This is a genomic window from Tissierellales bacterium (assembly GCA_025210965.1).
GTDB lineage: Bacteria > Bacillota > Clostridia > Tissierellales > JAOAQY01 > JAOAQY01.
Window position 1 is genome coordinate 1 of sequence record JAOAQY010000197.1, and the last position, 15,681, is coordinate 15,681.

Consider the following 15,681-nt stretch of genomic DNA (forward strand, 5'->3'; position numbering starts at 1 on the left):
ATTGTGTATATTTGGTCTCGATTCTGGATCTATGTCTTTAGCTTTCATGTAGCTCTCTATTGCTTTTATGAATTCTGCTCCGTATTTTTTGACCTTTGATTCGCCGACTCCTTTTATATCTATTAGTTCTCTATCGTTTAGGGGCATGTATGTGCTCATGTCTGATAGTGTGCTATCTGCAAATATGATATATGGAGGGACTTTTTCTCTTTGTGATATTTCTTTACGAAGGTCTTTTAGTATAGTAAATAGCTCGCTGTCTTTTTCTGATTTTGGAGCTAGTTTGTGCATTTTTCTCATAACTGTTTCTTTGCCTTTTAAAACTGCTATTGCTCTTGGTTTTAGTCTCACAACAGGGTATTGATTACCTTCTAGTTCTAGGTATTCATCTGCTATGAGTCCATTCATCATGGCTTTGATTTCTTTTGCCGCGTATTCTTCCATGATACCATAGGTGGAGAGTTCTTGGAAGTTTTGTGATAAAACTTTTTGGTTTTTTGACCCTTTTAGTACATCTGCTACCATTGTCGTTCCAAATCTTTGATCCATTCTATATATGCATGAAAATATCTTCTGTGCCTCTAATGTCATGTCTGTGAGTTCACTATCGTCTTTGCAATTGCTACAATAGTCACATGTTTCATCTTCGTATTCTTCGCCAAAGTAGTTTAGTATATATTCTCTAAGACATTTAGATGTGTGGCAGTAGTCTGCCATAGTTTGAAGTTTTTCATATAGTATGTTTTGTCTATCCTGTGATGCTATACTCTGTTCTATGATGAATTTTTGTATCATTATGTCCTGTGGTGAGAATATGAGTATGCATTCGCTTGGCTCGCCATCTCTACCAGCACGTCCTGCCTCTTGATAGTAGGCTTCCATGTTTTGAGGTAGGTTGTGGTGAATTACGTAGCGCACGTTTGATTTGTCTATACCCATACCAAATGCATTTGTCGCGACTATGATTTTTATATCATCGTATATGAATGCTTCTTGAGTTTCTTTTCTCTCTTCATCTGTTAGCCCTGCGTGGTATCTTCCCACATCATAGCCTTTTTTCATGAGAAGGTCGTATGTTGCATCTACTTCTTTTCTCGTAGCACAGTATATGATCCCTACGTCTTCTCTATGCGAAGATACGTAATCTAGTATTACGTCTTTTTTGTTTCTGCCCTTTACAACTGATAGGTAGAGGTTTTCTCTGTCAAATCCTGTGATCACTACTTTAGGATCATTTAGATTCAGTAGTTTTAGTATGTCTAGTTTTACGCTCTCTGTGGCTGTAGCTGTAAATGCTGCTACTATCGGTCTTTTGTCCATCTCTGCTATAAGAGGTGCTATGGATGCATAGCTAGGTCTGAAATCGTGTCCCCACTGCGATACACAGTGTGCTTCGTCTATGGCTATCATTGATATATTTATGTGACTCATCATCTGTCTGAAATCTGGAGCGACTAGCCTCTCTGGAGCTATGTATAGGAGTTTGTACTCTCCGCTCTGTAGCATGTATAGTCTCTCGTCTATTTCATCATAGCTGAGTGTGCTGTTTATATATGTTGCGTTTATGCCGGCTTCATTTAGCGCATCTACCTGGTCTTTCATGAGTGATATAAGAGGCGATATGACTATGGTTATCCCATCGTATATCATAGCTGGTAGTTGATAGCACAGTGATTTACCAGCTCCTGTTGGCATTATCGCTAATGTGTCTCGCTCGTTTATGAGGCTCTCTATGGTCTCTTCTTGTCCTTTTCGAAATTCTGAGTATCCGTAGTGTTTTTTTAGTAGTTTTTTTACTCTATCCATGTTTACTTGCCCCACCTTTTTTTCATCGCTCTAAAAAAGACTCTTAGGCTAAGAGTCTCTTTTAATCGTTCTCTACATATTTTATTGAAGTAATGGTGTTTTTGTCAATATGCAATTCGTCACTTAGACCATCTACTAAGCAAAGTCCTCGTCCATTAGATTCGAGGCTGTAAGGGTCGTAGTCTTCACAATTGTAGTCAAATCCATCGCCCTCATCTTTGACTTTTATCATTATATTGTCATCATTTATCTCTATGGACACTTCGACTTTTTTCTCTATATCTTCGCTATTGCCATGTTTGATTCCATTGCATATTAGCTCATCTAATATTAATTTTGTATCGAAAAAAAGATTGTCATCCTTGATTTGTTGCTTCATACTTGTGAAGATATGCTCTAGCTCATTTCTGATTTTCAAGAAGTCACTACTCAATACTTTTTTTAAACTCCAACTCAATTCCATCACGTCCGTCCTTTTCATTTACATTGTTAACTAACTAGCCTCACCTATTATTTACCCAGCTCTTTGGGTTTTAAAAATTTTTTATGTATGTTTTATATGTGTTTTTTATGTATTTTTTGTAATCTTTGTACAGGTGAAACCCTTTACCAATGCCTTTATAATTATATCAAAATAAATATTAAAATAAAACCGATTTTCATAAACTTGATTGTCTTATTTTTCACAAAAAACGCTATTAGCGAATTTTCAATTGATTAGTTTATTAAATTTTCATAAAAATAGACAGTACTGTTTACACAGTACTGTCTATTTACAAAAATACATAAATTCTATTTTGAAGTGTTTTCTTCTCGTATATATCCTTCAAGATCTACATCTTCTTCTATCAATATGCCTTCTATGGTTCTCCATATTTTGTCAATATTCATTTTCTTAGTAGCTGAAAATGGAATAACTAGTTTTTTGTCTTCTATTCCAAGTGCTTCACAAATTCTCTTTACAGCTTTGAATCTGTCATTACCTGAAATTTTATCCGCTTTAGTCGCTATTACATATCCTGCAAATCCGTTGTCCACCATCCAGTGGTACATCATGGCATCGTGCTCGTTTGGCTTGTGTCTGATATCCACTAGCAAGAACATTTCTTTCATGGTGTCTCTAGATTCTAGATATGTGTTTATCATCTTACCCCAGCGCACTCTATCTGCTTTAGATACTCTAGCATATCCATATCCAGGAAGGTCTACAAATCTAAACAAGTCGTTGATGTTGTAAAAGTTTAAAGTCTGTGTCTTTCCTGGCTGTCCACTCGTTCTAGCTAGATTTTTTCTATTTATCAGAGTGTTTATAAGTGATGATTTACCTACGTTTGAACGTCCTGCCAGCGCTATTTCAACTGGTCCTGCTTCAGGATATTGATCTGGACGTGCAGCTGTAATCAGAATTTCTGATTTTTTTATTATCATTTTTTACTGCTCCTTCTTCTTGGTAGTCTTCTTGCGAGTACTTACCTTCTTCTTAGTCGGCATTTTCTCAAGTGCGTGTTCTAGTACTTCTTGAACATTTTCTACAAATACGAATTCCAATGCCTTTTTAACTTTCTCTGGCACTTCTTCCATATCTTTTTTGTTCTCCATTGGCACTAGTACTTTTTTCATGCCTGCTCTATGTGCTGCGATACTCTTTTCCTTAAGTCCACCTATTGGAAGTACTTTACCTCTAAGTGTAACCTCACCTGTCATTGCTACATCTGCTCTCACTGGTATTTTTGTAAGTGCTGATGTAACTGCTGTAACCATTGTTACACCTGCAGATGGGCCATCCTTTGGAGTAGCTCCTTCTGGTATGTGGATGTGGATATCTGTATCTTCGTTGAATTTCTCATTTATTCCAAAGTCGATTGATCTAGATCTGATATAAGATATACCAATCATAGCAGATTCTTTCATTACATCTCCAAGTTTTCCTGTGAGCTGTACTTTGCCTTTACCTGGCATTAGGTTTACCTCTATACTTAGAGTAACTCCACCTACTGCTGTCCACGCAAGTCCTGTAACTATACCGACTTCACTCTCTTTGTTAACCATCTCTGGAGAGTATTTTCTGACACCTAGGTATTTTTCTAAGTTTCCTGCATTTATTCTCACACTCTTCACCTTGTCTTCAACGATTTTTTTCGCTGCTTTACGGCAAAGTGTTCCTATAGTTCTATCAAGTCTTCTAACTCCAGCTTCTCTAGTGTAGCCTGATATAGCTTCTTTGAGTGTATTGTCTGATATCTTGACATCATATGGCTCTAATCCATGTTCTTTGATCTGTTTTGGCACTAAGTATCTCTTAGCTATCTGGAATTTTTCATCCTCAGTGTAGCTAGATACTTGAATAAGTTCCATACGGTCAAGTAATGGACCTGGTATAGTCGATGTAGTGTTAGCTGTAGTTATAAACATAACTTTCGAAAGATCAAATGGTACTTCAAGGAAATGATCTGTAAATGTGTTGTTCTGCTCTGGATCTAATACTTCTAGTAGTGCAGATGCTGGATCTCCTTTAAAGTCGCTATTTAGTTTGTCTATCTCATCTAACAAGAATACTGGGTTTTTCACTCCAACTTTCTTCATGTTTGATACGATTCTACCTGGAATAGCTCCTACATAAGTACGTCTATGTCCTCTGATTTCAGCTTCATCTCTCATACCACCAAGTGACATTCTGACAAATTCTCTCTTCAATGATCTAGCTATAGATCTAGCTATAGAAGTTTTACCAACTCCTGGAGGTCCTACTAGACAAAGTATAGGCGCTTTCATATCTTTCGCTATAGATCTGATTGCCAAGTACTCTAGTATTCTCTCTTTTACATCTTTAAGTCCGTAGTGATCTTCATCTAGTATCTGTCTAGATCTCTTCAAATCAGTACTGTCTTTACTCATCTTGCCCCATGGAAGTTCTACTAACCACTCCACATAGTTTCTGATAACGCCAGTTTCTGCCGATGATGGAGATAGATGTCTAAGTCGTCCTACCTCTTTTTTGGCTTTCTCTTTGACGTCTTTTGGCATTTTAGATTTCTTAATCTTAGCCAAGTATTCTTCTACTTCGTTGTCTATGCTCATTTCTTCGCCAAGTTCTTTTTGAATAGCTTTCATCTGTTCTTTTAGATAGTATTCTTTCTGAACTTTGTTGATTTGAGTTTTTACCTTGTTGTTTATTTCTTCCTCTATTTGAATTACTTCAAGTTCTTCTCTAAGTATAAAGTTCAACTTTTCAAGTCTTTCAAATGGGTCGAATGCTTCTAGTATCGTTTGCTTGCTCTCTGGCTTCAAGTAGATGTAAGAAGCTATTACGTCTGCAAGTCTCTCGGGGTCTTCGATTTCTTCCACTGTGAGAAGTACATCTGTAGTTATTTTGTTAGATGCAGTAACATAGTCTTCAAATGTTTCCATCACCATTCTCATCATGGCTTCCATCTCTGAGCCTGGCTCATCTGGTGCATCTAGCTCTATTTCATCTACTATTACATTGAAATAGTCGTCCTCGCTAAGCACTTCTTGTATCTCGGCACGCTTAAGTCCTTCTACTAATACTCTAAGTGTGTCTCCTGGAAGTCTGAGCATTTGCTTCACCTTACAAATCGTTCCAACTTCATAAAAATCATTCTTAGTCGGATTTTCCATTCTAGTTTCTTTTTGTGATGTCAAAAAGATAAGTGAATCCGTCATCATAGCCTGCTCTATAGCAGCTGTCGATTTTTCTCTACCTACATCAAAATGTATAACCATGTATGGAAAAATTGAAAGTCCTCTAAGTGGAATCAACGGAATCTCTCTTCTTGTACGTTCTATTTTATAGCTTTCCATTATTTCCGCCTCCTTTTCATTGGGTCTATTTTATGGTATAAGCTTTTTGTTTTATTTTTTGTCTTCTATATATTACCCTAAATTTTGTAATTTAGTCAATCAATTTAAAGGGTTATTTTCCATTATAACGAAAAAAGCCCACTCATCGGTGGGCACTTTTTTTACGATGCTGATTCTTCTTTTTCTAAAGCTAGTCTTTTGTGACCCTCTTTTAATAGAAGTGTCGGTTCGCGTTTTTCAGTAACAGATTGCTCTGTGATGATGCATTTTTCTACATCTTCTCTAGATGGGATTTCGTACATAACTTCTGTCATTACGTCTTCTAGTATCCCCCTTAGACCACGAGCACCGGTTTTTCTCTCTATGGCCTTCTTAGCAACTGCTTTTAATGCTTCTTCTTCAAACTCAAGCTCTACATGATCCATTTTAAATAGTTCTTTGTATTGCTTAACTAGAGCGTTCTTTGGCTCTGTAAGTATTTGAAGAAGTATTTCTTCGTCTAGTGGACTAAGTGTTACTAGTACTGGAAGTCTACCAGCAAGTTCTGGTATGATTCCATACTTCAATAAGTCCTCTGGTTGAAGCTGTGCAAGTAGTGCTTTTTCATCAAATTGTGACTGGCTAACTAGATCAGCTCCAAATCCCATAGATGTTTTTCCTACTCTTTTTTGAACGATTTTGTCAAGACCTGCAAATGCTCCACCCACTATGAACAAAATGTTTTTAGTGTTTACCTGTAAAAATTCTTGGTGTGGATGCTTTCTACCACCTTGTGGTGGCACGCTAGCTACAGTTCCCTCTATAATTTTAAGAAGTGCTTGCTGAACACCTTCACCACTTACGTCTCTAGTGATAGATGGGTTTTCAGATTTTCTAGCAATCTTGTCAATCTCGTCTATATATATGATTCCCTTCTCTGCTTTCTCCATGTCGTAGTCTGCAGCTTGAATGAGTTTCAATAATACGTTTTCTACGTCTTCACCAACATAACCTGCTTCTGTAAGTGATGTAGCATCTGCTATAGCAAATGGCACATTCAATATCTTCGCTAGTGTTTGTGCTAAAAGTGTTTTACCTGAACCTGTAGGTCCTACTAAGCAGATATTACTCTTTTGAAGTTCTACATCTTCCGATACGTTGTTTGTTTTGATTCGCTTGTAGTGGTTGTAAACCGCTACGGCAAGGGATCTTTTCGCTCGATCTTGACCTATGACATATTGATCTAGGATCTCTTTGATCTGAGCTGGCTTCAATAATTCCTCTATTTCAAAACTGTCGCGTTCGATTTCGAATTCTTCCTCGATGATTTCCTGACACAATGTCACACACTCATCGCAAATGTAGACATTTGGGCCTGCGATCAATCTTCTAACTTGATCTTGTGTTTTTCCACAAAATGAGCAACGCAATTGTTTCTCTTCATATTTTGACATAGTTACATCTCCTATCTAAGATCTCCATACCGTCTTGTTTCAAAGTCTTACAAAAGATCTCTAATCTCTATACGAAATCACTTCGTCAACTAAGCCATAATCTTTGGCTTCGTCTGCTGACATAAAGTTATCACGTTCTGTATCTTGCGTAACTTTCTCAACAGTTTGACCAGTTCTCTCTGCTAATATCTCGTTTAATTTTTTCTTAGTCTTCAAGATTCGCTCAGTATATATGTGCATATCTGTAGCCTTACCTTGAATACCACCTGCTGGTTGATGGATCATGATTTCTGAGTTTGGTAATGCAAATCTCTTTTTGTTAGCTCCTGCAGCTAATAAAAATGCACCCATACTAGCAGCCAAACCTATACATATAGTCGAAACCTTTGGTTTGATATATTGCATAGTATCGTAAATCGCCATACCAGCGGTAATTGATCCGCCAGGGCTGTTGATATACATTTGAATTTCCTTGTCTGGATCTTCTGCTTCCAAGAATAAAAGCTGTGCTGTAACAACGCTTGCTAATTCATCGTTTACCTCTCCGTTTAAAAAGATGATTCTCTCTTTTAAAAGTCTAGAATAGATATCGTATGATCTCTCGCCTCTTCCTGTATTTTCTACTACATAAGGTATTAATGGCATATATTCCACCTCCGCTAGGTTTATAGTATGAAACGCCTACCCCTCTTCTGAGGTAGGCGATTATGTGTTTTTGTCTAAATTATTTTACGTTTGCTGCTATGAAGTCTATTGTTTTTCTCTTAACTGCTCCAGCTCTGATGTATTCTACATCGCCGTCTTTTAAGTCTTTCTTTAAGTCTTCAACGCTTCTGTTGTAACGCTCTGCCATCTTAGTGTATTCTTCTTCTAACTCATCGTCAGATACTTCGATGCTTTCTGCTTTACCGATAGCTTCTAATACCAATTCGCCTCTAACCATTTTCTCAGCGTTTGGTCTCATTTGAGCTTTTAAATCTTCTGCTGTAGTGTTTGTAAGCTCGAAGTATTTATCAAGAGTAAGACCTTGGTACATTAAGCTGTATTGGAAGTTTTGTAATTCAGCATTGATTTGACCATCTACCATTGCTTCTGGCAAGTCGATTTCTGTGTTTTCTACGATTTTGTCAATCAAAGTGTTTTTGAATTCGTTCTCAGCTGATTCTTGTGCTTGTTTCAATAAGTTAGCTTTGATATCTGCTTTTAATTCTTCTAATGTATCAAACTCACTTACGTCTTTAGCAAACTCATCATCTAATTCTGGTAATTCTTTTTCTTTGATTTCGTGAATAGTTACTTCGAATTTAGCTTCTTGTCCAGCTAAGTTCTCTGCATGATATTCTTCTGGGAATGTAACTTTTACTTCTACATCGTCCCCTACATTTTTACCCACTAATTGCTCTTCGAATCCTGGGATAAATGCGTTTGAACCTAACTCAAGAGTTTGTCCTTCTGCTGTTCCACCTTCGAATTGCTCTTCTCCTACGAATCCTTTGTAGTCGATAGTTAATGTGTCGCCTTCTTTAGCTGCTCTATCTTCTACTGTAGTTACTCTAGCGTATTCTTCTCTTTTGTGGCTTAAGTCATGATCTACAGCTTCGTCTGTGATCTCTGGCTCAGTTTTTTCTACTTCTAGACCTTTGTATTCGCCTAATTTTACTTCTGGCTTTACAGTTACTTCTGCTTCCATTACAACTGGTTGACCTTTTACGATTTCTTCTTTGAAGTCTACTGATGGACGATCAACTGGGTCTAATGCTAATTCTTTTACAGCTGCTTCATAAGCTTCTGGTAATACTTCGTTGATTGCATCATCATAGAACACTTCTACTCCGTATCTTTGTTCGATCAATTTTCTAGGTACTTTACCTTTTCTAAAACCAGAGATATCAAAGTGTTTTCTGTTTTTTAGGTAAGCTTTTTGTACTCCACCTTCAAATGTTTCTGATGCGATTTCAAATGTAAATGTTACTTGATTTCCTTCTTTTTTTACTAAAGTTGCCATGAAATTTCCTCCTAAAACACGCATGTACGTGCAATTTCTTTTTCGTTTTTTTCCTTAACTAATATATTATAACACAAGACATGTTTCCCTGTATATGGATAATTTTTGAATGCAATATCATCCATTTTTTAACACATCTTTTGAATTTTGACTTTCAAAGTAATCAGTATACTTTTCATCAAAAAAGTTTTTCTCTATTTTTATTTTCAAGTTCCGTATCAAGTGTATTATATAGATGATTAATACCTATGTCAAGTTTTCAATATATCGTGCTTTATTTCTAATCATTTTTGCCCTTTTTACCTTATTATATTGTAGTATTTGGACATAATTATTTCGATTTCTTTATAATTAACAAAATTTTTTTTATTTTTTTGTTTAAACTTTTTCACAGGTGGTATATAATAATCAACCTCTTAAAATATGATTGAGCATTGTTTTTAACAATCTCAGGGATTTTATTCCACCCAAACTCAATTGTACACCCCGAAATTAACAGGATAAGCCATCCTGTTAATTTTTTTGCGCTTAGTTTCTCTTTATAAACACCTAGATACAACTACTTACAATATTAACTGCTTAAACACCAACTACTTAAATACTAACTGCTTAAATACTAACTGCTTAAATACTAACTGCTGCAATACTAACTGCCAAAACACTAACTCCCCTACGATATTAATCAATGAACAATTCTATGATTCTCACATGATAGCACTCTCTAGATAATAAACAGGCTGTTTCAAAATGAATTTGTTCATTCATTTTAAAGCAGCCTGTTTTTAGTCCGTTTTTATTGAAAAATAGGTGCTGAGCCTGTAGTAGTATTGTGATTCTACTTTGAGTATTTCAAAGCTACCACCTAGATTAGATATCACTTCATTCATAAATTTACTAAATTCATCCATGTATTTTTTCTCGTCTTTACTTTCAAATTCTAATTTGTTCATAAATATCAATGCTTTCGTGGATTCTTGATTTAGCATTTTTACTACAACAGAATGTTTTTGAATGGATTCTTTACACGTCTCTACTATCATGTCATCTATAGCAATAAATGCATTTAGTAACAATCTATAATTACCATAAAGTACTTGTCTTTTCTCTTCTTTTTCTAATCCACCAATCTCTATATCTACATTTTTTTTCGAGAATATCTTCTTAAAGTCTGATTCTAATCTTTCTATGCTAAACTCTAAATCATTTCTAGGTATTGAATACAGCCATACATTGTATGCGTTTTCATAATACTCTATATATCTAGATATAGAAATCGGATCTCTAAGCGATATGTCTCTCAGTCTCTGCATCATTATCTCACTTAGTTCTTTTATCTTGTTTATTTCAAGCTGAAAATTTGTTTCTTTGTTTTTGGATAAATCCAGTAGTTTTTTGTACATTTGATTTTTTTGCATTACGTTGAAACTGAGTTTTTTTCTCTCCATAAGTTTTTCATACTTTTCTATAGCTTCATGAATTATCGGCAAAAAATCATCCGCCATATCCCATGGTTTGGTTATAAATTTGTACAAATCGCCGTGGTTTAATGCTGCTAATACTTGCGGTAGTTGTGTATATCCTGATAGAACTATTTTTATAGTATCAGGGTATCCTTCTTTTACCATTTTAAGTAGTTTCAAACCGTCTATATGGGGCATTTTCATATCTGTAACTATAACTGCTATTTCTTCTCTTTCAAATATATCCATTACCTTTCTAGGATCATTTACATATATTTTGTTAAATGGCTCTTTTCTAAGTGCTCTTCGGAGAGCTTTTAGCACCATCATTTCATCGTCTACAAACATTACTGTCACTCTATGTTTTTCGTTTATGTCACGAGTAATTTCATCTGCCATACAATCACCTCTCTAAATGATTTCTATATAATGACATTATCATTACTCTTATTCTACCCACATATCATAGCATTATGCTAATGATTCATCGCTCTTCTCTAAAATAAGGCACGCTGAGTCCTTTTGGTGCTCCATCGTTTTTCTTTCTCATAGCATTGTATATTAAAACAAATATCGTTACTAAATATGGAAGCATATCTATGAGATATTGTGATATTGGAAGATTCATTCCCTGTATTCTAAATCCTATTATATCTAGTCCTCCAAACAATAACGCTCCAAATACTGCTTTTGATGTACTCCATCCGCTAAATATTACAAGTGCTACCGCTATCCATCCTCTTCCAGCTGTTATGTTATCCTGCCAAGCTGGTATATATATAAGCGATAGATAAGCTCCGCCTAGACCACATAGACCCCCACCTATCATGCAGTGAATGTATTTGTAAAAGTTTACATTTACTCCATTTGCATCTGCAACTGCTGGGTCTTCTCCAACGGTTCTAAGGTTGAGCCCTGCCTGCGTATTTTTCAGATAAAATCCAAGTACTACAGCTATTATGAATCCCATATACACCATTATATTGTGATTGAATAACAATGGACCTATATACGGTATTTTCGAAAGTATTGGTATAGATATATTTTCAAAAAATGATTTAAACTCTGGGCTTAGAACTTCACCAACTAGTGCTTGTCCCACAAATCCTGATATTCCAGTTCCGAGTATTGTTATCGAGAGTCCTGTAACTACTTGATTTGTTCTGAGACTTACTGTCAAAAATGCATATATAAGTGACATAAATGCACCACCTAGTATAGCCGCTAGCATTGCAAGTATTGGCTGATTTGTGGTATTTCCAACCATAAATCCCATAACGGCTCCAACTAACATAGTACCCTCAACACCTAGATTTAGATGCCCTGCTTTTTCTGTTATGATTTCTCCAAGTGTTGCAAATAAAAGCGGTATCCCTGCTTGTATCGCTGTGTATAAAAATAGTAAACTACCCATTATGCTACCTCCTTTGATGCTTTATCTTTGTGCACAGGATATATTTTATAGTGGATAAAGAATTCGCCGCCTAGAGCAAATAATAGTATTATCCCCTGAAGTATCTCTGCTGCACTTTGAGGTATTTGAAATGCTGTCTGTATATAAGATGCACCCTGACTTAGCACTGCAAATAGGAATGCTACAATCGGTATAAATGCTATTTTCATGTTTGCAAGCCAAGTTACTATTATAGCTGTATATCCCATGCCTGCTGATATCTCATAATTTAGAGTACTGCTAACTCCAGATACCTGAATCATGCCGACAAGTCCTGCGATACCACCACTTAAAAATATTGCTTTTAATGTAATTTTGCTCACATGTATTCCAGCATATCTCGCTGTGTTTTCGCTCTCTCCTATAACTGATATTTCATATCCGAATTTTGATTTATGCATCATTATATATATTGCTGCCATCAGTATTAGTAGGAATATCCAGCCGATGTGAAGTCCTCCTATTTGTGGTAATAGTGCACTATCTTCAAAGTTTGGCACTTTGGGAAATCCAAATGCTTTAGGGTCTTTCCATGGTCCGTATTGTAAAAATATGACCCACTTAAGTGCTATATAGTTGAGCATGAGTGTAAAAAGTGTCTCGTTTGTCGCGTATTTGCTTTTGAAAAATGCTGGAATCATTGACCAGATTCCTCCACATACTATGGAAGCTATTATCATTAGTAATAACACGAGTACTTTTGGAAGTGTGTGAAAGTTTAGTGCTACATAGCTTGCGCCCATAGCTCCCATTAGTATTTGCCCTTCTGCTCCTATATTCCAAAATTTCATTTTGAACGCTATTATAAGTCCTAGTGATATGATTGCAAGTGGTATCATTAGTCTTATGGTTTCTTTTATTCTATATGGTGATCCAAAACATCCTTCTAGCATTGCTTTGTATACATCTATTGGATTTTTACCAAGCCCTACAAAAAACAAACTCATAACTATAAATCCCAAAAATACAGATGAGAGTCTAATCATCATAATTTGCGTTTTGGTCAAATCGTCTCTCTTCGCTAATCTAAACATTTGATTCCACCTCCTCTAAATCTTTGCCAGCCATCATCCAACCTAATTTTTCTTTATCTAGGTTTTGAGCTTTTTCTACGCCTTGAATACATCCATCGTAAAATACTGCTATTCTATCGCAAAGTTTTAGAAGTACATCTAAGTCTTCCCCCACAAACATTACCGCTACATTTTTTTGTTTTTGATCGTTTAGCAGATCATAAACTAGGTGCGCAGATCCTATGTCTAGACCTCTTGCCGCATATGCTGTTATGAGTATTTCTGGTGAGTTTTCTATCTCTCTTCCAAGTAGTACTTTTTGGATATTTCCACCAGACAATTTTCTAACAGGAGTCTCTATAGATGGTGTTGATATGCTGAGTTTTTCAACTAAATCATTGGCCTTGTCTATTGCTGGTTTCTTTCGAACCAATATTCCCTTGCCATTTCCGTATGATTTGAGAAGTACATTGTCTACTAAATCCATAGATGCAACTAGTCCCATTCCAAGTCTATCTTCTGGCACAAAGCTCATGCTTATACCGCTGTCTATAATTTCTCTTGGAGTCGATCCAACTATATCTTTTTCTTTAAATTCTATGGATCCACTTTTTATTTTTTGAAGTCCTGCTATAGCTTCACATAATTCTTTTTGTCCACTACCTGCAACTCCCGCTATACCCAGTATTTCTCCTTTGTATACATCTAGGTTTATATCTCTAAGTACTTTTACACTTTCATCATTTGTCACGTTTAAATCTCTTATCTTGAGTCCTATCTCCGAACTATTTGACTCTGGTCTTTCTATTACTAGATCAACTGCTTCTCCAACCATTTCGTTTGTGAGTATCTTTGGATCTAGTCCTTTATTTTCGAAGCTTTTGACAGATGTTCCCTTGCGAAGCACTGTGATTCTATCGCTTATTTCAAGTATTTCTCCAAGCTTGTGAGTGATGATTATGATACCACATCCTCTTTCTTTCATGGTTCTAACGATATCAAAAAGTCCCCTAGTTTCTTGTGGAGTCAGTACTGCTGTAGGTTCATCTAATATCAAAACCTTGGCTCCTTTGTAGAGGACTTTTAGTATTTCCACTCTCTGCTTTTCTGCTATGGAAAGATCTGCTATTTTTTTATTTAGATCAATTTGCAATCCATATTTTTGAGACAATTCTTCTATTTCTGATTGCAATTTCATCTTGTTTATTACAAATTTCTTTTTTTCTCCTACTATTATATTTTCAAATACACTGTGACTATCTATCAATTTAAGATGTTGATGGATCATACCTATACCATTTGAAATAGCTTCTCTAGGCGATTTCATATGTACTGTTTTACCACTTATCTCTATGCTACCTTCATCTGGCTGATATATTCCTGCAAGTACGTTCATAAGAGTACTCTTTCCTGCCCCATTTTCACCAAGTATACCCAAGACTTCTCCTTCATTTAAATGGAGATTGACGCAGCGATTTGCATACACTGCGCCAAATTTCTTGGTAATATTGTTCATGCTTACCAATTTATCCATAATAATCTCCCCTACTACTTTATAGAACCTTTAACGCCGTCAACGAACCAATCCATTCCAAGAAGTGTTTGGTCATCTAATACCTTGCCGTCTTCTCCGATTGTTGTTCCATCTTGCTTCTTGATCACTCCACCAAATACTTTGAATTCTCCTGATTTGATCTTTTCTTCGTATTCAGCTACTACAGCTTTCGCTTCTTCTGGTGCATTTTGAGTAAGAGGTGAAAGTTTAACCATGTCTTCATCCATTCCGCCCCATTTGTTTTCTGCCGTCCATGTTCCATCTATCATTTTTTGTACTTGATCTACATAGTACACTCCCCAGTTCCAAACTGGTGCAGTCATATATGCTTTTGGAGCTTTGTCTTCTGAATCTGTATTATAACCAATTGCAAATGCACCTGCTTCTTCGGCTGCTTGCTGTGGACCTGCTGTATCTTGGTGCTGAGCTATTACATCGCTACCTGCATCTAATAATGCCTTTGCTGCTTCTTTTTCTTTAGCTGGATCGTACCAAGTGTGTGTCCATCTAACATCTACTTCTGCTTCTGGATTTACTGTTTTTACTCCAAGTGTAAATGCGTTTATTCCTCTTACAACTTCTGGAATTTCAAATGCACCTACATAACCGATTTTGTTTGTCTTTGTTTTCATACCTGCTACCAAACCTGACAAGAATCTTGGTTCATACATTCTACCAAAATAATTTACGAAGTTGTCTCCTGATTTATATCCTGAGCAGTGTAAGAATTTAACCTCTGGGTAATCTTTTGCTACTTTTTCTACATAGTCCATGTATCCAAAGCTAGTTGCAAATATAGCTTTTGCACCTTGGTCAACCATATCTCTAAGTACCTTCTCTACTTCTGGTCCTTCTGGTACTGACTCTTTGTATATTGTCTTTACTCCAAGTTTTTCTTCTAGTTCTAATCTGCCTTCGTTGTGAGCATATGTGTATCCACCATCTCCAATAGGTCCTATGAATATGAAACCTATAGTCATATCATCTGCTTTAGTTTCTGCTTCATTTGAACTAGCTACTTGTTCTGTTCCCTCTTGTTTTGCTTCTTCTTTTGAATCATTTGATCCACCACACCCTACTGCTAATGCCATTACTGCCATCATTACCATCATGATCTTGACTAATTTCTTCATC

At 36.1% G+C, this 15,681-nt stretch carries 12 protein-coding genes; all 12 read right to left on the reverse strand.

Annotation, left to right across the window (positions count from 1 at the left end; translation table 11 throughout):
* Positions 1 to 1,806, reverse strand: a 1,806-nt coding sequence (gene recQ / locus N4A40_14250) for a DNA helicase RecQ (GenBank protein ID MCT4663015.1), incomplete at its 3' end; no start/stop codon positions are given.
* Positions 1,807 to 1,867: 61 nt separating this feature from the next.
* Positions 1,868 to 2,269, reverse strand: coding sequence for an ATP-binding protein (locus N4A40_14255; GenBank protein MCT4663016.1), 402 nt, complete (start codon positions 2,267 to 2,269; stop codon positions 1,868 to 1,870).
* 329 nt (positions 2,270 to 2,598) lie between these two features.
* The gene (yihA, locus tag N4A40_14260) at positions 2,599 to 3,234 is read right to left on the reverse strand and encodes a ribosome biogenesis GTP-binding protein YihA/YsxC (GenBank protein ID MCT4663017.1); all 636 of its coding nucleotides are present in this window, start codon (positions 3,232 to 3,234) and stop codon (positions 2,599 to 2,601) included.
* Between the two features lie 3 nt (positions 3,235 to 3,237).
* Positions 3,238 to 5,628 carry an endopeptidase La gene (gene lon / locus N4A40_14265; protein MCT4663018.1) on the reverse strand — a complete coding sequence of 797 codons (2,391 nt, stop codon included), beginning with the start codon at positions 5,626 to 5,628 and terminating at the stop codon, positions 3,238 to 3,240.
* A gap of 161 nt (positions 5,629 to 5,789) precedes the next feature.
* Positions 5,790 to 7,061, reverse strand: a complete 1,272-nt coding sequence (gene clpX, locus N4A40_14270) for an ATP-dependent Clp protease ATP-binding subunit ClpX (GenBank protein ID MCT4663019.1) — start codon at positions 7,059 to 7,061, stop codon at positions 5,790 to 5,792.
* A 60-nt stretch (positions 7,062 to 7,121) separates the two neighbouring features.
* Positions 7,122 to 7,706, reverse strand: coding sequence for an ATP-dependent Clp endopeptidase proteolytic subunit ClpP (gene clpP / locus N4A40_14275; protein MCT4663020.1), 585 nt, complete (start codon positions 7,704 to 7,706; stop codon positions 7,122 to 7,124).
* A 79-nt stretch (positions 7,707 to 7,785) separates the two neighbouring features.
* On the reverse strand, positions 7,786 to 9,066 hold the full coding sequence (gene tig / locus N4A40_14280; GenBank protein MCT4663021.1) for a trigger factor: 1,281 nt from the start codon (positions 9,064 to 9,066) through the stop codon (positions 7,786 to 7,788).
* Between the two features lie 782 nt (positions 9,067 to 9,848).
* On the reverse strand, positions 9,849 to 10,925 hold the full coding sequence (locus N4A40_14285) for a response regulator (GenBank protein ID MCT4663022.1): 1,077 nt from the start codon (positions 10,923 to 10,925) through the stop codon (positions 9,849 to 9,851).
* A gap of 85 nt (positions 10,926 to 11,010) precedes the next feature.
* Positions 11,011 to 11,940, reverse strand: coding sequence for an ABC transporter permease (locus N4A40_14290; protein ID MCT4663023.1), 930 nt, complete (start codon positions 11,938 to 11,940; stop codon positions 11,011 to 11,013).
* On the reverse strand, positions 11,940 to 13,013 hold the full coding sequence (locus N4A40_14295; protein MCT4663024.1) for an ABC transporter permease: 1,074 nt from the start codon (positions 13,011 to 13,013) through the stop codon (positions 11,940 to 11,942). Before N4A40_14295 ends, N4A40_14290 begins: the two co-directional genes overlap by 1 nt.
* Positions 13,006 to 14,526: an ABC transporter ATP-binding protein gene (locus N4A40_14300; protein MCT4663025.1), complete on the reverse strand. Its 1,521-nt coding sequence runs from the start codon at positions 14,524 to 14,526 to the stop codon at positions 13,006 to 13,008. The genes N4A40_14295 and N4A40_14300 overlap by 8 nt, the downstream gene beginning before the upstream one ends.
* 14 nt (positions 14,527 to 14,540) lie before the next feature.
* Positions 14,541 to 15,680 (reverse strand): BMP family ABC transporter substrate-binding protein, encoded by a 1,140-nt coding sequence (locus N4A40_14305; protein ID MCT4663026.1) that lies wholly within the window; start codon positions 15,678 to 15,680, stop codon positions 14,541 to 14,543.
* Position 15,681: the final 1 nt, after the last annotated feature.

Excerpts from the sequence above, each read along its gene's own strand:
- N4A40_14255 (MCT4663016.1), bottom strand. The coding sequence starts at position 2,269 with ATGGAATTGAGTTGGAGTTTAAAAAAAGTATTGAGTAGTGACTTCTTG.
- yihA (MCT4663017.1), bottom strand. The coding sequence starts at position 3,234 with ATGATAATAAAAAAATCAGAAATTCTGATTACAGCTGCACGTCCAGAT.
- lon (MCT4663018.1), bottom strand. The coding sequence starts at position 5,628 with ATGGAAAGCTATAAAATAGAACGTACAAGAAGAGAGATTCCGTTGATT.
- clpX (MCT4663019.1), bottom strand. The coding sequence starts at position 7,061 with ATGTCAAAATATGAAGAGAAACAATTGCGTTGCTCATTTTGTGGAAAA.
- clpP (MCT4663020.1), bottom strand. The coding sequence starts at position 7,706 with ATGCCATTAATACCTTATGTAGTAGAAAATACAGGAAGAGGCGAGAGA.
- tig (MCT4663021.1), bottom strand. The coding sequence starts at position 9,066 with ATGGCAACTTTAGTAAAAAAAGAAGGAAATCAAGTAACATTTACATTT.
- N4A40_14285 (MCT4663022.1), bottom strand. The coding sequence starts at position 10,925 with ATGGCAGATGAAATTACTCGTGACATAAACGAAAAACATAGAGTGACA.
- N4A40_14290 (MCT4663023.1), bottom strand. The coding sequence starts at position 11,940 with ATGGGTAGTTTACTATTTTTATACACAGCGATACAAGCAGGGATACCG.
- N4A40_14295 (MCT4663024.1), bottom strand. The coding sequence starts at position 13,013 with ATGTTTAGATTAGCGAAGAGAGACGATTTGACCAAAACGCAAATTATG.
- N4A40_14300 (MCT4663025.1), bottom strand. The coding sequence starts at position 14,526 with ATGGATAAATTGGTAAGCATGAACAATATTACCAAGAAATTTGGCGCA.
- N4A40_14305 (MCT4663026.1), bottom strand. The coding sequence starts at position 15,680 with ATGAAGAAATTAGTCAAGATCATGATGGTAATGATGGCAGTAATGGCA.